This is a genomic window from Pseudomonas sp. Choline-02u-1 (assembly GCF_002836515.1).
In the GTDB taxonomy this organism is placed as follows: Bacteria; Pseudomonadota; Gammaproteobacteria; order Pseudomonadales; family Pseudomonadaceae; genus Aquipseudomonas.
Genome location: NZ_PJBC01000012.1, coordinates 13,642 through 29,924, shown reverse-complemented (window position 1 = coordinate 29,924; position 16,283 = coordinate 13,642). Strand labels below are relative to the sequence as shown.

Annotated in this window: 16 protein-coding genes; 7 read left to right on the top strand and 9 right to left on the bottom strand. The window is 61.5% G+C overall.

The features are described 5' to 3' along the window. Nucleotides 1–130 precede the first annotated feature (130 nt). Nucleotides 131–1,339: an MFS transporter gene (locus CXF97_RS09535; protein WP_101158242.1), complete on the top strand. Its 1,209-nt coding sequence runs from the start codon at nucleotides 131–133 to the stop codon at nucleotides 1,337–1,339. On the opposite strand, the gene cueR is transcribed toward CXF97_RS09535, so the two are convergent. The 3 genes from cueR to CXF97_RS09520 form a co-directional block, all read right to left on the bottom strand. Then, on the bottom strand, nucleotides 1,293–1,706 hold the full coding sequence (gene cueR, locus CXF97_RS09530; RefSeq protein ID WP_101158240.1) for a Cu(I)-responsive transcriptional regulator: 414 nt from the start codon (nucleotides 1,704–1,706) through the stop codon (nucleotides 1,293–1,295). The two genes, CXF97_RS09535 and cueR, sit on opposite strands and share 47 nt — an antisense overlap. Continuing rightward, nucleotides 1,703–4,096: a copper resistance metal-translocating P1-type ATPase CueA gene (gene cueA / locus CXF97_RS09525; RefSeq protein ID WP_101158238.1), complete on the bottom strand. Its 2,394-nt coding sequence runs from the start codon at nucleotides 4,094–4,096 to the stop codon at nucleotides 1,703–1,705. Before cueA ends, cueR begins: the two co-directional genes overlap by 4 nt. Before the next feature lie 196 nt (nucleotides 4,097–4,292). Further along, complete coding sequence (locus CXF97_RS09520; RefSeq protein ID WP_101158236.1) at nucleotides 4,293–4,676, bottom strand: hypothetical protein; 384 nt, start codon at nucleotides 4,674–4,676, stop codon at nucleotides 4,293–4,295. Nucleotides 4,677–4,824: 148 nt separating this feature from the next. Between CXF97_RS09520 and CXF97_RS09515 the strand changes: the two genes are divergently transcribed. Beyond that, entirely contained in the window at nucleotides 4,825–5,022 is a 198-nt protein-coding gene (locus CXF97_RS09515; RefSeq protein WP_101158234.1) for a cation transporter, read from the top strand. A gap of 87 nt (nucleotides 5,023–5,109) precedes the next feature. Then, a complete protein-coding gene (locus tag CXF97_RS09510; protein WP_101158232.1) occupies nucleotides 5,110–6,306 on the top strand; it encodes a multidrug effflux MFS transporter in 1,197 nt (398 codons plus the stop codon). 17 nt (nucleotides 6,307–6,323) lie between these two features. Here the strand turns inward: CXF97_RS09510 and CXF97_RS28210 are convergent, their stop codons facing one another. The 3 genes from CXF97_RS28210 to CXF97_RS09500 form a co-directional block, all read right to left on the bottom strand. Next, entirely contained in the window at nucleotides 6,324–6,497 is a 174-nt protein-coding gene (locus CXF97_RS28210) for a hypothetical protein (RefSeq protein ID WP_178081170.1), read from the bottom strand. A 151-nt stretch (nucleotides 6,498–6,648) separates the two neighbouring features. Next, the gene (locus CXF97_RS09505; protein WP_101158230.1) at nucleotides 6,649–7,662 is read right to left on the bottom strand and encodes a zinc-binding alcohol dehydrogenase family protein; all 1,014 of its coding nucleotides are present in this window, start codon (nucleotides 7,660–7,662) and stop codon (nucleotides 6,649–6,651) included. A gap of 32 nt (nucleotides 7,663–7,694) precedes the next feature. Then, nucleotides 7,695–7,988 (bottom strand): putative quinol monooxygenase, encoded by a 294-nt coding sequence (locus tag CXF97_RS09500; RefSeq protein ID WP_101158228.1) that lies wholly within the window; start codon nucleotides 7,986–7,988, stop codon nucleotides 7,695–7,697. A gap of 119 nt (nucleotides 7,989–8,107) precedes the next feature. On the opposite strand from CXF97_RS09500, the gene CXF97_RS09495 reads away from it, so the two are divergent. From CXF97_RS09495 to CXF97_RS09485, 3 genes are all read left to right on the top strand, one after another. Beyond that, nucleotides 8,108–9,031, top strand: coding sequence for a LysR family transcriptional regulator (locus CXF97_RS09495; RefSeq protein WP_101158227.1), 924 nt, complete (start codon nucleotides 8,108–8,110; stop codon nucleotides 9,029–9,031). Nucleotides 9,032–9,354: 323 nt separating this feature from the next. Further along, a complete protein-coding gene (locus tag CXF97_RS09490) occupies nucleotides 9,355–10,089 on the top strand; it encodes a helix-turn-helix transcriptional regulator (protein WP_101158225.1) in 735 nt (244 codons plus the stop codon). Between the two features lie 126 nt (nucleotides 10,090–10,215). After that, complete coding sequence (locus CXF97_RS09485) at nucleotides 10,216–11,598, top strand: MFS transporter (protein WP_101158223.1); 1,383 nt, start codon at nucleotides 10,216–10,218, stop codon at nucleotides 11,596–11,598. 58 nt (nucleotides 11,599–11,656) lie between these two features. On the opposite strand, the gene CXF97_RS09480 is transcribed toward CXF97_RS09485, so the two are convergent. The 3 genes from CXF97_RS09480 to CXF97_RS09470 all read right to left on the bottom strand — a co-directional run bounded on the left by CXF97_RS09480 (nucleotide 11,657) and on the right by CXF97_RS09470 (nucleotide 14,886). Continuing rightward, on the bottom strand, nucleotides 11,657–12,610 hold the full coding sequence (locus CXF97_RS09480; RefSeq protein ID WP_065615564.1) for an adenosine deaminase: 954 nt from the start codon (nucleotides 12,608–12,610) through the stop codon (nucleotides 11,657–11,659). Nucleotides 12,611–12,690: 80 nt separating this feature from the next. Further along, nucleotides 12,691–13,656, bottom strand: a complete 966-nt coding sequence (locus tag CXF97_RS09475; RefSeq protein WP_101158357.1) for a 2-oxoglutarate and iron-dependent oxygenase domain-containing protein — start codon at nucleotides 13,654–13,656, stop codon at nucleotides 12,691–12,693. Between the two features lie 156 nt (nucleotides 13,657–13,812). Beyond that, a complete protein-coding gene (locus CXF97_RS09470) occupies nucleotides 13,813–14,886 on the bottom strand; it encodes a BMP family ABC transporter substrate-binding protein (protein ID WP_101158221.1) in 1,074 nt (357 codons plus the stop codon). A 273-nt stretch (nucleotides 14,887–15,159) separates the two neighbouring features. On the opposite strand from CXF97_RS09470, the gene CXF97_RS09465 reads away from it, so the two are divergent. Further along, a complete protein-coding gene (locus CXF97_RS09465) occupies nucleotides 15,160–16,251 on the top strand; it encodes a calcium:proton antiporter (RefSeq protein ID WP_101158219.1) in 1,092 nt (363 codons plus the stop codon). The last annotated feature ends 32 nt before the right edge of the window (nucleotides 16,252–16,283 follow it).

The following is a 16,283-nucleotide window of genomic DNA, read 5'->3' as shown; positions in this document are numbered from 1 at the left end:
GCGCAATAGCGAGCATGCCCCTTGTAGGAGCTGCCGAAGGCTGCGATCTTTGTTGTTGCTTTTAAAGGGCAAGATCAAAAGAACGTCCGAACGCGGCCCGAGCCTTCGGCAGCTCCTACAAGGACCGTATGTGAGCACCCCACGCAACACCCATCTGATCGTAAGCGCCCGGCTGATCTCCGATTTCGGCGCCTTCCTCAACATGGTCGCACTGGCCACTTACGTCTATTTGCTGAGCAACAGCGCCATGAGCGTCGGCGTCTTTCTTGCCAGTCGCGTCGGTGGCGGAATTTTTGCCAGCCTGATCGGCACACGGTTTTACCGACGCTGGCAGGGCCGCGCGCCGCTGATCGCTTTCGACCTGCTACGCGCCGTGCTGCTGGCACTGCTGCTTGTCACCCCGGCGAGTCAGCAAACCTGGCTGTTGCCAGTCATCGCCTTCGGCCTTGGCCTGGGCAATTCAATGTTCGCCATCGGCCTCAACAGCCAGTTGCCACGCTTGATCGAATCGGCGCAACTGCTCAAGGCGAATGCCTGGATAACCTCCGCCTCTTCAGCGGCAATGGTTGGCGGCAGTCTGGTGTCGGGGTTGCTGGTGGCCGCTTTTGGTTTCGAAACAGTCTTTGCCCTCAACGCGCTGACCTATTTGCTCGCCGCGCTGCTGATCGTGCCGCTGCGTTTCGCACCGGCACAAATCAGCGAACAGCCCGAACGCGGCGAATGGTTTGCGCTCCGGCAGGGCCTGCGCTCGGCGCCGGTGGTGGCGGCGATGCTCGCAGTCACCATGGCGGATACCTTGGGCAGTGCGGCGCATAACGTCGGTTTCCCGATCATTTCGAAACTCCTCACACCCGATGCGGCGAGCACGACTCTGGGCCTCGCGCTGGCGGTCTGGGCCAGCGGCAAACTGCTCGGCGCGCGCATCGCCAGCCACCTGAAAGGCTCGGACAACAGCCATCTCGAGCGCCGGTTTTTCTGCGGCGTGGCGTTGATGTCGTGCGGTTTCATTCTGATGTTCCAGCAGCACAGTCTCTTGGTGCTGCTGCTGTTCGCCTTGCCGGCCGGGCTCGGTGACGGGGTGTCCGAAGTCAGTCTGATGTCTCGTCTGCAACGAGAGCCTGCGGCGTTACGCTTGCCGATTTTCAGCGTGCTGACCTTGCTGCAGATGACCGGTTTCGGCATCGGCATGCTCGCCGCCGCGCCCTTCTATGCGTGGTGGACGCCGGGTGCCGTGGTCATGCTGTTTCACGGCATTCCCTTGTGCGCCCTGGGCGTTGTGACGCTGTTGCGGATCAGGCGCGAGCGGGTTGCGCGGCGCAGCCCGACGCCAATTCCTTGAGAATCGGGCAGTCCGGGCGATGGTCGCCACTGCAGTGCTCGACCAGATCCTGCAGGGTGTCGCGCAGCTCACCGAGCTCGCGGATCTTCTGGTTCAGCTCATCGATGTGCTGGCGCGCCAGGGCCTTAACGTCGGCGCTGGCACGCTGGCGATCCTGCCAGAGGGTCAACAGCTTGCCGACTTCCTCCAGAGAGAAGCCCAGATCCCGCGAACGTTTGATGAATGCCAGTGTGTGCAGGTCATCGCTGCCGTACACGCGATAGCCGCTGTCGGTGCGATTGGCCGCTTTGAGCAGGCCGATCGACTCGTAATAGCGAATCATTTTTGCGCTCAGGCCACTTTGTCGGGCCGCTTGGCCGATGTTCATCGGTGTTCCTCCAGGTCCTTGGGTTTCCAGGTTTTCAACAGTAGCGCATTGCTCACCACGCTGACGCTCGACAATGCCATCGCCGCACCAGCCAGCACCGGATTGAGGAAGCCGAACACCGCCAGCGGAATGCCGATCAGGTTGTAGACGAAGGCCCAGAACAGGTTCTGACGAATCTTCGCGTAGGTCTTGCGGCTGATCTCCAGCGCCGCCGGCACCAGTCGCGGATCGCCGCGCATCAGAGTGATGCCGGCAGCGTGCATGGCGACATCGGTGCCGCCACCCATGGCGATGCCGATGTCTGCAGCGGCGAGAGCCGGGGCGTCGTTGATGCCGTCGCCGACCATGGCGACCACGCCGGTTTTCTTCAGCTCGGCCACCGTCGCGGCCTTGTCGGCTGGCAGCACTTCGGCGTGAACATTGCGGATGCCCAAGGCCTCGGCCACCACGCGTGCGCTGCCGCGGTTGTCGCCGGTCAGCAGGTGGCTCTGGATATCCCGCGCGGCGAGTTGTTGCACCGCTTGCAATGCGCCGGGTTTCAGCGTGTCACCGAAGGCGAACAGGCCAAGCACTTGCGGCTCAGGGCTTTGTTCGATCAACCACGACAATGTGCGACCTTCGCTTTCCCAGGCCTCGGCGGATGCGCTCAAATTACCGGCGCGCAGACCGCTTTCGTCGAGCATCCGCCGATTGCCCAGCGCCAGACGCCGGCCTTCAAGGGTGCCAGCGATGCCGCGTCCGGTCAGCGACTGGCTGTCGCTGATATCGGGCACGTTCAAGCCACGCTCAGCGGCTGCATCCAGCACGGCTTTGGCCAGCGGATGCTCGCTGCCGCGCTGCAACGCGCCGGCCAGTGTCAGCAGGTTTTCTTCGTCGCCGTCGACTGCACTGAAGTGAGCAATTCGCGGCGTGCCCGAGGTCAGGGTGCCGGTTTTATCGAACACCACACTGCTGACTTCATGGGCGCGCTCCAGCGCTTCGGCGTCCTTGATCAGAATCCCATGACGCGCCGCCACCCCAGTGCCGGCCATGATCGCGGTCGGGGTGGCGAGGCCGAGGGCGCACGGGCAGGCGATCACCAGCACGGCGACGGCATTGATCACCGCAGTTTCCAGCGGCGCACCATACAACCACCAGCCGATCAGCGTCGCCAAAGCGATCAGCAACACGGTCGGCACGAAAACCTGGCTGACCTTGTCGACCAATTTCTGAATCGGCGCTTTTGCCGCTTGTGCGTCTTCGACCAAACGAATGATCCGCGCCAGCACGGTTTCCGCACCGAGCGCCTGGGTGCGCACCAGCAAGCGACCCTCGCCGTTGATCGCGCCGCCGGTGACCTTGTCGCCCGGTTGTTTCGGCACCGGCAGGCTTTCGCCGCTGATCAGTGCTTCGTCGGCGTGGCTCTGACCTTCGACGACTTCGCCATCCACCGGGAAGCGTTCGCCGGGTTTGACCAGCACCAGATCGTCAAGGCGCAGGGCGCTGATGGAAACGTCCTGCTCACGCCCGTCGATGACTTGAATCGCCCGCTCCGGCCGCAACGCTTCAAGAGCGCGAATGGCGCTGGCGGTCTGGCGTTTGGCGCGGCTTTCGAGATATTTGCCGAGCAACACCAAAGCGATGACCACCGCCGAGGCCTCGAAATACAGATGCGGCATGCGTCCCGCCGCGCTGGCCCATTCATAGACACTCAGGCCATAACCGGCGCTGGTGCCGAGGGCGACGAGCAGGTCCATGTTGCCGGCGCCGGCGCGCACGGCTTTCCACGCCGCCACATAAAAGCGTGCGCCGAAGATGAATTGCACGGGGGTGGCGAGGGCGAATTGCGCCCAGGCCGGGAGCATCCAATGAATGCCGAACGGCTGCAGCAACATCGGCAACACCAACGGCAGAGCAAGGGCGATCGCACAGATCAATGCCCAGCGCTCGCGGTGCAGGCGTTTTTGCTGGTCATCGGACTGTGGCCGTTCGGCTTGCCAGACGCTGGCCGAGTAACCGGCCTTGCTCACTGCGTCGAGCAGGGTTTGCGTATCGACCTGGCCGAGCAATTCGATGTGCGCACGTTCGTTGGCCAGATTGACGCTGACGCTGTTCACGCCGGCGACTTTGTTCAGGGCACGTTCGACGCGACCGACGCAGGACGCGCAGGTCATGCCGTCGATGCTCAATTCGACGGTTTGCCGGGGCACGCTGTAACCGGCGCGCTCCACGGCTTGCATCAGCGCCGGCAGGCTGTCGCCGGGCGCCTGTACCCGGGCCTGTTCGGTGGCCAGGTTGACACTGACGGCACTGGCGCCGCTGACCTTGCGCAGCGCCCGCTCGACACGCCCGGCGCAACTGGCGCAGGTCATGCCGGCAATCGGCAGATCGAAAGTGGTGGATTCGGACATCGGTCGCGCTCCCTGTAGTGAATGCCTACAGGATCAACCTTGCCATGCGGGCAAGGTCAAGCACCAGTTTCGCGATATGACGCAGTGCCAGAATGTGGGAGCGGGCTTGCTCGCGAAGGCGGCGTATCAGTCGCCATCATCGTTTGATGACCCGCCGCATTCGCGAGCAAGCCCACTCCACAGATCGCAAGTTCGGTCAGTAACCGAGGCCTGCAGGTTTCAGGTACACGCCTTCGGCATTCATCGCCAGGCGAAACTTCAATACATCTCCTGCATGCAGCACAATTTCCTGCGAACCCGGCGCGAGCATGCCGGGATTGCAGCCCGGCGCCTGGCCCGGCAGCAGTTTCAAGCGCAGCGAGACCTTGCCCGGTGGCAAGTTGAAGGAAGTGCTCTGCTCCTGAAACAGGCGCGCCGAGAGCTGGTCCTGGATGTACACGCCGATCTCGCACGAGGTCGCCACTTCAAGGCGTTCGCGGGAAATGATCAGTACCGCGTAATCCTCACCGGCGGCTTGCACCTGCGGGGCGGCGGCGAAGAGGCTGAGCAAGCCAAACAGGCTCAAAGCTGACCAGCGCATGGCTGAATCTCCTGAATTTCAGTCATTGATGCACGCAGCTTGGCCGAGCGCGGCGCCGAATGCCAGCCCGGCAGTTTCTCGCAGAACTTGACCTTGCCATCGTGGCAAGCTCGAAACTGCCGGCAATCTCACTCAAAGGAGTCTTCCCATGCAAGTGTTCAATGTTCAAGGCATGTCCTGCGGTCATTGCGTCAAAGCCATTACTCAAGCGGTGCAGGCCATGGACCCGGCAGCCAGTGTGCGCGTCGATCTGGCAGCCAGGGAAGTTGGGGTCGAAAGCGCGCTGAGTGCCGATCAGGTGATCGAAGCGATTCGCGAAGAGGGTTATGAAGTGAAGCTCGTCTGAAATTGATCGTTAGCGAGCTATCGGAATGTTCAAGGCGTCCGGGCGCGGCTAGACTGTCGGGCTGCGACTTGCCCACCTGGATGCCTGATGAATTTCCGCACGATTTTGATACTCGGCGCCTTGAGCGCTTTCGGTCCCTTGGCGATCGACTTCTACTTACCTGCGTTTCCCGCCATGGCGCTGGCGTTCGGCACCGATGAGCAGCATGTCCAGCTGACGCTGGCAGCGTACTTCCTCGGTTTGTCTCTGGGCCAACTGGCTTACGGGCCGATCTCCGATCGTTTTGGCCGGCGGCTTCCGCTACTCAGCGGCGTTGCCCTGTTCACGCTGGCGTCATTGGCCTGCGCCTACGCGCCGAGTCTGGAATGGCTGATCGGCGCGCGATTCGTCCAGGCACTCGGTGGCTGCGCAGGCATGGTGATTTCCCGTGCGGTGGTGGCCGACAAGTGCGACGCGGTGGGGTCGGCGAAGGTGTTTTCCCAGTTGATGCTGGTGATGGGCCTGGCGCCGATTCTGGCGCCGATGCTGGGTGGGCTGCTCGTCAACACCACGGGGTGGCAGTCGATTTTTCTGGTTCTGACCGGTTTCAGTGCGGCGGCAGGTCTGGCGGTGGCATTGGGTCTGCCCGAAAGCATGCCGGCCCACGTGCCACGCCAGCCGTTGTCCGGCGCGTTGCGCCAGTACGCGCGACTGGTCAAGGACTCGGTCTACCTCGGCCATGCCCTGACCGGCGGCATCGCCATCGCCGGGATGTTTGCCTATATCGCCGGTTCACCGTTTGTGTTCATCAAGCTCTACGGCGTACCGGCCGAGCATTTCGGCTGGCTATTCGGCACCAACGCGGCGGGCTTTATTCTGGTGGCGCAGGTCAATGCGCGTCTGCTGGCCAAACGTGGCCCGGCGTTTCTGCTGGTGCGCGCGGTGTGGGTGTATTTCCTCGCCGGGCTGACGTTGCTGGCGGTCAGCGCAATGCGCCCGGAAGCGCTTTGGCCGTTGCTGATTCCGCTCTTCATCTGCATTGCCAGCCTCGGATGCATCATTCCCAACGCCTCGGCTTGCGCGATGAACGGTCAGGGCGCCCGCGCCGGCAGTGCGTCGGCGATGCTCGGTTGCCTGCAATTCAGCATCGCCGCCGGTGCCGCAGCATTGGTGGGGGCGTTGCACGATGGCAGCGCCGTGCCGATGGCCATGGTCATCAGCTTGTGCGGTTTGTTGGTGGTGGGCGTCGCGCTGCTCACCCGGCGTCTGCAGAATGCCCGGGCGCTGGCGCAAGCCCAGGGTTAAAGACCCGTTAAAAAAACTCAGCCGGCAGCGCGCTGCTGGCTGGGTTCGGGGATCTGGTGGGGCGCGCAGAGTCGCGCTTCGAGGGTACGCGTGAAGGCCAGAGCCTCGGCTTCGCTGCGAAAGGTCACGACGTGCTGGTCCAGGCGCACTTGCCATTGAGACTTTGCCACTTCTTTTATCAGGATCTTCATTGCTGACCTCCCTTGCGTAAAAGATGTATCGCAGAGGCTTCGATTGTAGACCCCGATTCCCGCGCAATTGTGACAAGGGTCAAGCAACTGACTGACGGCAAAAAACCTCGCAGCCGCTCTGGCAGAGCAGCGACTGCGAGGTTTTGTGTTTTTAGAAACCTTCTAAAACAATTTTCCCCTTGGCCTTGCCGCTTTCCAGCAATTCATGGGCGCGACGCAAGTTGGCCGCGTTGATCACGCCGAAGTGCTCGCCCAGAGTGGTCTTCAAAGTGCCCGCGTCAATCAGCTCGGCGACGCGGTTGAGCAGCTTGTGCTGTTCGATCATGTCCGGCGTTTCGAACAGCGAACGGGTGTACATGAATTCCCAGTGCAGCGACAGGCTCTTGCGCTTGAGCAGGCTGATATCGAGCGACTTCGGATCATCGATCAGTGCCAGTTTGCCTTGCGGCGCGAGGGCTTCGACCAGTTGCGGCAAATGCTGATCAGTCTGGGTCAGGCTGGCAACATGGGTCACGCTGTCGATTCCGGCGCGCTTGAGTTCTTCGCTCAGCGGCTGGCTGTGATCGATGACCAGGTCGGCACCCAGTTCGCTGACCCAGTCGCGGGTTTGCGCGCGGGAGGCGGTGCCGATCACTTTCAGGCCGGTCAACTGCTTGGCCAATTGGGTGAGGATCGAGCCGACTCCGCCCGCCGCGCCGACGATCAGCAGGCTTTGGCCTTGATCGGTGCTGCCTTCGCTGACTTGCAGGCGCTCGAAAAGCAATTCCCAAGCAGTGATCGCGGTCAGCGGCAGCGCGGCGGCTTCGGCGAAACCAAGGGACTTGGGCATGTGGCCGACGATGCGCTCATCGACAACGTGCAGCTCGCTGTTGCCACCGGCCCGGGCAATCGATCCGGCGTAGAAAACCTTGTCGCCCGCCTTGAACAGGGTGACGTCGCTGCCGACGGCCTTGACCACACCGGCAACGTCCCAGCCCAGCACTTTCGCCGCACCGTTTTCCGGCGCCGCGTTCTGCCGCACTTTGGTGTCGACCGGGTTGACCGAGATGGCTTTGACCTCCACCAGCAGATCGCGCGGACCGGCAAGCGGTTCTGGCAGTTCGATGTCCTGCAGGGATTTGGCGTCGCTGATCGGCAGGGACGCGTAATAGGCGATGGCTTTCATAAGTGGCTCCGTACAGTTAATAGAAGAAGAAATCAGGCAATCGCGCCTAGGCGCTTGAGCTGAAAGTGTTCGATGGCGTGGCCGGCGCTGGTCTGAAAATTCAGAAAATGCGCGCTGGCGTTATGCGCCTCAAGAATCTCGTCACTGGCCCACTGTTCGATCACATAAAAAACCTGCGGATCGGCGAGGTCGCGGTGCAGGTCGTACTGCCCACAACCTGGCTCGGCGCGGCTCGGTTCGACGAGGGCGCGCAGGGCCTGTTCGAGAACGTCCTGCTGGCCGGTTTTGGCGGTCAGTGTGGCGACAGCGGTAAAGGGCTGGGACATGCGTGGACTCCAAGGTCGGGACGAAATCGATGGAGGCCATCATTGGCTATTTCTCTGCACGATAAAACCGGCTAAAAGAGCAGTCTCCTTCAATATTTTTTTGATAATCGGGGCTGCGCATGCTGCGTTTTGATGACTTGCAGTTGTTTGTCCGTGCTGCGGACCTGGGTAGCCTGTCGGCGGCGGCACGGGTGATGGACATGTCCGCAGCCGTGGCCAGCGCGGCGTTGAAGCGCATCGAGCAACAACTCGGTGCGCGGCTGCTCGCGCGTTCGACCCGCAGCCTGCGCCTGACCGCCGAGGGCGAAGGCTTCCTCGAATATGCCCGCGCCGCCCTGAGCAATCTCGACGAAGGGCGTCGTCTGCTCGCCAGCGGTCAGGATCAGGTCAGCGGGATTCTGCAGCTGTCGGCGCCGTCGGACTTCGGGCGCAATCTGCTGCTGCCGTGGCTCGACGCCTTTCAGCGAGAGCACCCGAAACTGACGGTGCGGTTGTTGCTTGGCGACCGAATCGCCGATTTGTTCCGGCAACCGGTAGACATTGCTCTGCGCTATGGCGAGCCGGAAGATTCCAGCCTGATCGCCTTGCCCATCGCCCCGCACAATCGCCGCGTGCTGTGCGCATCCCCCGATTATCTGGCCCGGCATGGCGAGCCGCGTCAGCTCGAGCAACTGGCTCAGCACAATTGCCTGCTCTACATGCTCGGCAGTCGCGTTCATGACCATTGGAGTTTTCACGATGGCAAACGCGAAGTCAGCCTGACCGTCAGCGGCGACCGCTTCAGCGATGATGCCGACGTCGTGCGGTTATGGGCACTGGCGGGCGCCGGCATCGCCTACAAATCCTGGCTCGACGTCGGCACCGATGTGCTGGCCGGGCGCCTGAAAGTGCTGATGCCGGAACTGCTGTGCGAGCGCGCACCGCTGAATCTGTTGTGCGCCCATCGCGCACAATTGAGTAAGCCGGTGAACCTGCTGAGAGAGATGCTCACCAGCCGATGCGCCGAATTGAATAGTCAGTTTCCCGGCTTTCTCAAAAGTTGATCATTAGTCGCAGGTAAATAGAGAAATTTCTGTCAGGAACAATCGCCAACTGCGCAGGTACAGGCGCAGGACGTCTGGCTTAACCCGCTTATACTAGCGCCCGCCTCATGCTTGCACTGACACCTGGCGCGCAGATCCCGTAACGCGTTGCCGGCTTTTTGGTGGCGGTTGCAACTCTGCTGCAAGGTTGTGTGCCGGAGCAGCTGGTGTCGGTGGCAAGCATTGCCCCGATCCAGGGCGGTTTTCGCGTGTTGGCCGATCAGCCATTAGCGGCCAAGATGTCTCCGAGCGGTAGACGATACGATTCGACAGGGAGTGAACAAATGGAAAATGCACCGTGCATCAGCCAGATCGCGACATTGCTGGCCGACCCCAAGCGCAGCGCAATGATGTGGGCGTTGATGGATGGCTCGGCGCGGCAAGCCGAGGAGCTGGCGTTGCTGGCCGGGCTCTCGCCGTCGTCGGCCAGTGCGCATCTGGGGCGACTGTCCGCAGGTGGACTGTTGAACATCGAAATGCGTGGGCGCAAACGCTTCTTCCGCCTGGCAGCGCCGGAGGTGGGCGCGGCGATCGAGGCGCTGGCCAGCGCCACCATTGCCAGCGCACCACGGCAAGTGCCTGCCGCGCTGAAACACACCACGCCGATGGTCAAGCCGCAGGCGGCGCCGTCTTCGCTGTTGCGCGCGCGGTTCTGCGACGATCATCTGGGCGGCACTCTGGCAGCCGACCTGTATCAGCGCCTGCTCGATGCGGGCTGGATCGAACAACTCGAGCAACGGGTCGTGGTGACGCACAAGGGCTCAACCCGACTGGCCCAGCGCGGCGTGTTCATTCAGGCCCTGGCGCACCGCAACGTGCAGGTCGCTTGCGCCTGCCCGGACTGGAGCGAGCGCCGTCCGCACATGGGCGGCTCACTGGGCGCGGCGCTACTGCAGTTGTTCATGCAGTCCGGCTGGCTGACCTTGCCAAACGATTCGCGTGCCTTGCAGTTGACCGCCACCGGCCAGTGCGAAATTCATCGCTTTGCCAAGGAAACCGAGCTGGAAACAGCGTTCTAGAGCGCTGCTCCGGGATGAACTGAAGCGCAACGTCGCCTACGGCTGTGAACAGGTCGCATCCAGTACGACCTCTGAATGACCATCACGCACACTCGATCCGGGGATTTTCCGGATGGGGAGCGCAACATGAATACACAACGCTTTAGCGCGGCAGAGCGCCTGGAACGGCTGCCGCTCAGTGGTTATCACCGCGTCATTTTCATCATCATTGCCCTGGCGTTTTTCTTCGATTCCATGGATCTGGCGATGATGACGTTCCTGCTCGGCTCGATCAAAGCCGAGTTCGGCCTGAGCAGTGCGCAAGCCGGCCTGCTGGCCAGCTCGAGCTTCTTCGGCATGGTGCTCGGGGCGTCGTTGTCGGGAATGCTCGCCGACCGCTTCGGGCGCAAACCGGTTTTTCAGTGGAGCATCGTGTTGTGGGGTGTGGCCAGTTACCTGTGCTCGACGGCGCAGACCGTGGAAACGCTGACGCTGTTGCGCATCCTGCTGGGAATCGGCATGGGCATGGAGTTTCCCATCGCCCAATCGATGCTGTCGGAGCTGATTCCGGCGCAACGCCGTGGCCGTTACATCGCATTGATGGACGGCTTCTGGCCGCTGGGTTTTGTCGCGGCGGGTGTGCTCTCGTACTTCCTGCTGCCGCTGATTGGCTGGCGCGATATCTTTCTGGTGCTGGCGGTGCCGGCGGTGTTTGTTCTGGCGATCCGCTTTTTCATTCCCGAGTCGCCGCGTTGGCTGGAACAGGCCGGGCGCGAAGCCGACGCGGACAAGGTGTTGGACGGCATCGAAAAGCGCGTGCGTGCTTCGCTGCGCGGTGCGGCGTTGCCGGAGCCTGTCCGTTTGCCACGCACGGTGACGCCGCCGGGTAATTTTTTCTCGGCTCTCAAACAGATCTGGTCGCCGCAGTATCGCCAGCGCACGACGATGATCTGGAGCCTGTGGTTCTTCGCATTGCTGGGCTTTTACGGGCTGACTTCCTGGCTCAGCGCCTTGCTGCAGCAATCGGGTTTCGCCGTGACGCAGTCGGTGTACTACACGGTGCTGATCTCGCTCGGCGGGATTCCCGGCTTCCTCATGGCGGCGTGGCTGGTCGAGCGTTGGGGGCGTAAACCGGTGTGTATCGTCACCTTGCTCGGCGGCGGGGTGATGGCGTTTTTGTATGGGCAGAGCGCGGTGTTCGGCGGCAACGTGGCGTTGCTGATTGGCACCGGGTTGTTGATGCAATTCTTTCTGTTCGGCATGTGGGCGGTGCTCTACACCTACACGCCGGAGCTTTACCCGACGTCGGCACGGGCAACCGGCTCGGGGTTCGCCTCGGCGATCGGTCGCGTTGGCTCATTGCTCGGGCCACTGGTGACCGGGCTGGTGTTCCCGATTACCGGGCAGGGCGGAGTGTTCGCGCTGGGCGCGGCATGCTTTGCGATAGCGGCGGGCGTGGTGTGGCTGTTCGGGATGGAGACGCGGGGCAAAACACTGGAGGAGCTGACCGAAGCACAAGTTATTGGCTGAACCCTGAACCAATGTGGGAGCGAGCAAGCTCGCTCCCACATTGGTTTTGCGATGTTACTTACGGTTTTACCAACCGCGCATCCAGACTGTTCTGCGCCAGGCGCCTGGCCTGATCCTGGGTCATGCCCAGATGTTCGTGCAGTGCGTGGAAGTTCTCGGTGACGTAACCACCGAAGTACGCCGGGTCATCGGAGTTCACCGTGACCTTCACGCCGCGTTCGAGCATGTCGAGGATGTTGTGCTGCGACATATGATCGAACACGCAGAGCTTGGTGTTCGACAGCGGGCATACGGTCAGGGGGATCTGCTCGTCGATGATCCGCTGCATCAGGCGCTCGTCTTCGATCGCGCGCACGCCATGATCGATGCGCTGGATTTTCAGCAGGTCGATGGCTTCCCAGATGTACTCCGGCGGGCCTTCTTCACCGGCGTGAGCGACGGTGAGGAAGCCTTCGTCGCGGGCGCGATCGAAGACGCGTTTGAATTTGCTCGGCGGGTGGCCCATCTCCGAACTGTCGAGGCCGACCGCGACAAACGCATCACGGAACGGCAGCGCCTGATCGAGGGTTTTCTGTGCTTCGTCTTCGCTGAGGTGGCGCAGGAAGCTGAGGATCAAACCGCTGCTGATGCCCAGTTGCGTCTCGCCATCCTTGAGCGCGGCGGCGATGCCGTTGAGCACTACTTCGAACGGGATTCCCCGGTCGGTGTGGGTCTGCGGATCGAAGAACGGTTCGGTGTGAATCACGTTCTGTGCTTTGCAGCGCAGCAGGTAGGCCCAGGTCAGGTCGTAGAAATCCTGCGAAGTGCGCAGCACATCGGCGCCCTGGTAATACAGGTCGAGGAATTCCTGCAGATTGTTGAAGGCGTAAGCCTTGCGCAGGGTTTCGACGTCGCTCCACGGCAGGGCGATCTTGTTGCGTTCGGCCAGGGCGAACAGCAATTCAGGCTCCAGCGAACCTTCCAGATGCAGGTGCAGTTCGGCTTTGGGCAGGGCGTTGAGCCAGTCGTACATGGTTTTTTCTCATCAGGTGCAATGCCGGCATTCTACAGAGGCCGGCCGCAACAATTGGCAAAACCTGACCAGCTGATTGATTAAACCGCTGCTTGTTCGCGGCGATAGGCGTAGGTATCGGCGAAGCGCGATAGCAGGAACTCAGCGCAGGTGGTCGTCGGATATTTCGCCGGGTGCTGTGCGTCCTGACAACCAGGCAGGCATTCAATGCGCGTGTCCGGATGCGGTTCGGCGAAGAACGGCATTGAATAGCGGTCGACACCCAGCGGGCTGATCACCCGGTGCGGTGTCGAGCGATAACGGTCGTTGCTCCAGCGCGCCATCATGTCGCCGAGGTTGACCACAAAAGTGCCCTCGATAGGTGGCGCGTCGATCCATTCACCTTTGACGTTCTTCACCTGCAGGCCGCCGGCGCTGTCCTGATAAAGCAGGGTGATGCAGCCGTAATCGGTGTGGGCGCCGGCGCCTTGCTGCTCGGCGCAACTGGCGGTGTGGCGCGGCGGATAATGGATCATGCGCAACACGCTGACCGGCTCGACAAATCGCGTATCGAAGAAGTCGCGCTCGATGCCCAGCGCTAGGGTCATCGCCCGCAACAGGGTTTGCGCCAGCGCCTGCATGTCGAGGTAATGCTGCTCCATCAGCGCTGCCCAGCCGGGTTGCGCCGGATGACGATTGGGGCCTCGCAAAGGTTTTTCCGCGAGCACCTCGGGATGCTCGGCCGGCAAGTGCAGGCCCATGTCGAAGGTTTCTTTCAGATCACTGGGTTTGTCCGGGTCCAGTTGCTCGGTGGCAATCGCTCCGTAGCCGCGATGGTGGCGGGTTTGGGTGATGTCGATTTCGAGTTTTTGTGCCGCAGGCAGGGCGAAGAAGCGCTGGGCGTGATCGAGCAGGGCGTCGATGCGTTGCGCCGAGATCGGATGGCCCTTGATATAGAAAAAGCCCCACTCGCGGCAGGCTTGGTCGATCTGCCCGGCCACGGCGGGCCAGGCATTCTCGTCGGCGCTGTAGAGCGGGCTGATGTCGATGATGGGGAGACTGTTCATGCACTGGTCCTGAAGAAACGCAAACATGAGAACACCGAAAAAACCGTGGGAGCTGGCTTGCCAGCGATGGCGATCCAACTGGCAACAATGATGTTGAATGTGAAGGCCTCATCGCTGGCAAGCCAGCTCCCACAGGGGCGGTGTATTTTTTGAAAGTTACTTAGGCATCTCTGCCTTCATGCCCTCAACGTAATAATTCATCGACGCCAGTTCCGCGTTGGTGGCGCTCACGCCTGCCGGGATTTTCTCTGTGCCTGCCTGATCCTTGATCGGCCCGGTGAACGGCTGCAACGTGCCGCTCTTGATGTCAGCGATCAACTGCTCGGCCTCGGCTTTCACCGGCGCTGGCACCAGGTCGCTGATCGGCAGTTGCACCGTGCCTTCCTTCAGCCCGCCCCAGTAATCCTGGGGTTTCCAGGTGTGGTCGATCACGCTCTGCGTCGCCTGAATGTAGTGCGGCGCCCAGTCATTGACGATCGAGGTCAGCACCGCTTTCGGGCCAAAGTGGGCCATGTCCGAGGCGTAACCCACGGCATACACCCCCCGCCGTTCGGCAGCCTGAATCGGCGCCGGGCTGTCGGTGTGCTGGAACACCACGTCGACGCCCTGATCGATCAGCGCGTTGGCGGCATCGGCTTCCTTCCCCGGGTCGAACCAGGAGTTGACCCACACCACTTTGATTTCGGTGCCAGGGTTGTACTTGTTCAAGGCCAGCTGGATGGCGTTGATGTCGCGGATTACTTCCGGAATCGGGAACGAGGCGACGTAGCCGATCTTCCTGGTTTTGGTCATCTTCGCCGCGAGAAATCCGCTGACGTAGCGCCCCTCGTAAGTGCGTGCCAGATAAGTGCCGAGGTTCTTGTCCTGCTTGTAGCCGGTGGCGTGCTCGAACGTCACCTTGGGAAATTGCCTGGCGACTTTCACTGTCGGGTTCATGTAGCCGAAAGACGTGGTGAAGATCAGGTCATATTTGTCCTTGGCCATGTTGCGGATCACCCGCTCGGCGTCGGCGCCCTCGGCGACGTTTTCCACGTAGTTGGTGGTGATCTGCGTGCCGAATTTCTCCGCCAGCGCCTTGCGCCCCTGTTCGTGCTGATACGTCCAGCCGTGGTCACCGATCGGGCCGATGTAGACGAAACCGACCTTCAGCGGATCGGCAGCGCTGGCGCTCAGGCTGATTCCCAGACCGATGGCGGCATACAGCAATTTGTGCAGCGGACGTATTGGCATGAACCCGAACTCCATTTTGTTGTGTGTGCTCAGGGCCAATGCAAATTGCTGACCAACAGGACAACAAACAAAAAGATCGCAGCCTTCGGCAGCTCCTACATGGAAATGCGAACCTGTAGGAGCTGCCGAAGGCTGCGATCTTTTCAGCGTTGGAACCAACGCAGTGCAAGTCAGCGTGCGCTTGCCATGGGTTGGTGCGCAAAGATGTAACGAAACGTTAGCGCCGCCCGGCAGTCAGTAGCTTCATCAGCTCTTTTCGGCAAAAGGCCCGTCATGCTCTCGATCCTCAAACAAGAAAGCTTCCTGCTGCTGGCAGTCCTTGCCGCGTGCGTCGCTTATCCACTGGAACACTGGCTGCTGCACAGCGGCCAGATTGTCGGGTTGGTCGGCGGTCTGCTGCTGATCGCCTTCATCGTCGCCGCCTCGATGCGTGTCGCTCATCACGCCGAACTGCTCGCGGAAAAGGTTGGCGACCCCTACGGCACGATGATCCTCACGCTCTCGGCGGTGCTCGTCGAAGTGGTGATCCTGGCGATCATGATGAGCAACGAGGCCTCGGCAACGCTGGTGCGCGACACGATTTATTCAGCGGTGATGCTCGACATCAACGGCATCCTCGGCCTCGCCGCTTTGATGGGCGGGATCAAACACGGCGAGCAGTCCTACAACGACGACTCGGCGCGCAGCTACAGCGTGATGATTCTGACGGCGATGGGCGTGTCGATGGTGGTGCCGGAGTTCATTCCCGAGGCCAACTGGAAGATGTATTCGGCCTTTACCATTGGCGCGATGATGGTGCTCTACGCGCTGTTCCTGCGCATGCAGGTCGGCCCGCACAGTTACTTTTTCAGCTACAGCTACCCGGACAAACGCCGGCGGAAAGAGCCGGTTGAGCAGGAGCCGAAACCGGTCAGCCTGGCATTGTCGATCGGCATTCTGGTGTCGGGGGTGGTGATCATCGGCGCACTGGCCGAGGTGATGTCCAAGACCCTGGATGTTGGCTTGGAAGGGACGGGCGCGCCGCCAGTGATCACGGCGATTCTGGTGGCGGCGATTTCGGCGGCGCCGGAGATTCTGACCGCGTTGCGTGCAGCCTTGGCCAATCGCATGCAATCGGTGGTCAACATCGCGATGGGCGCGTCACTGTCGACGGTGATTCTCACCGTGCCGGTGATGGAAGCGATGGCGTTGTACACCGGCCAGCCGTTTCAAATGGCAATGACCCCGGTGCAGACAGTGATGATCTTCATCACCCTGATCGTCAGCGCCATCAATCTCAATGACGGCGAAACCAACGCTATCGAGGGCATGACGCACTTTGTGCTGTTCGCCACGTTTATCATGCTGTCCATGCTGGGCCTTTAAGCCCAGCACAAAACCAACTGTGGGAGCGGGCT

What these genes read in the sequence shown, in the direction of transcription:
- cueR (WP_101158240.1), bottom strand. Translation starts at nt 1,706, where the DNA reads ATGAACATCGGCCAAGCGGCCCGACAAAGTGGCCTGAGCGCAAAAATG.
- cueA (WP_101158238.1), bottom strand. Translation starts at nt 4,096, where the DNA reads ATGTCCGAATCCACCACTTTCGATCTGCCGATTGCCGGCATGACCTGC.
- CXF97_RS09520 (WP_101158236.1), bottom strand. Translation starts at nt 4,676, where the DNA reads ATGCGCTGGTCAGCTTTGAGCCTGTTTGGCTTGCTCAGCCTCTTCGCC.
- CXF97_RS09515 (WP_101158234.1), top strand. Translation starts at nt 4,825, where the DNA reads ATGCAAGTGTTCAATGTTCAAGGCATGTCCTGCGGTCATTGCGTCAAA.
- CXF97_RS09510 (WP_101158232.1), top strand. Translation starts at nt 5,110, where the DNA reads ATGAATTTCCGCACGATTTTGATACTCGGCGCCTTGAGCGCTTTCGGT.
- CXF97_RS28210 (WP_178081170.1), bottom strand. Translation starts at nt 6,497, where the DNA reads ATGAAGATCCTGATAAAAGAAGTGGCAAAGTCTCAATGGCAAGTGCGC.
- CXF97_RS09505 (WP_101158230.1), bottom strand. Translation starts at nt 7,662, where the DNA reads ATGAAAGCCATCGCCTATTACGCGTCCCTGCCGATCAGCGACGCCAAA.
- CXF97_RS09500 (WP_101158228.1), bottom strand. Translation starts at nt 7,988, where the DNA reads ATGTCCCAGCCCTTTACCGCTGTCGCCACACTGACCGCCAAAACCGGC.
- CXF97_RS09495 (WP_101158227.1), top strand. Translation starts at nt 8,108, where the DNA reads ATGCTGCGTTTTGATGACTTGCAGTTGTTTGTCCGTGCTGCGGACCTG.
- CXF97_RS09490 (WP_101158225.1), top strand. Translation starts at nt 9,355, where the DNA reads ATGGAAAATGCACCGTGCATCAGCCAGATCGCGACATTGCTGGCCGAC.
- CXF97_RS09485 (WP_101158223.1), top strand. Translation starts at nt 10,216, where the DNA reads ATGAATACACAACGCTTTAGCGCGGCAGAGCGCCTGGAACGGCTGCCG.
- CXF97_RS09480 (WP_065615564.1), bottom strand. Translation starts at nt 12,610, where the DNA reads ATGTACGACTGGCTCAACGCCCTGCCCAAAGCCGAACTGCACCTGCAT.
- CXF97_RS09475 (WP_101158357.1), bottom strand. Translation starts at nt 13,656, where the DNA reads ATGAACAGTCTCCCCATCATCGACATCAGCCCGCTCTACAGCGCCGAC.
- CXF97_RS09470 (WP_101158221.1), bottom strand. Translation starts at nt 14,886, where the DNA reads ATGCCAATACGTCCGCTGCACAAATTGCTGTATGCCGCCATCGGTCTG.
- CXF97_RS09465 (WP_101158219.1), top strand. Translation starts at nt 15,160, where the DNA reads ATGCTCTCGATCCTCAAACAAGAAAGCTTCCTGCTGCTGGCAGTCCTT.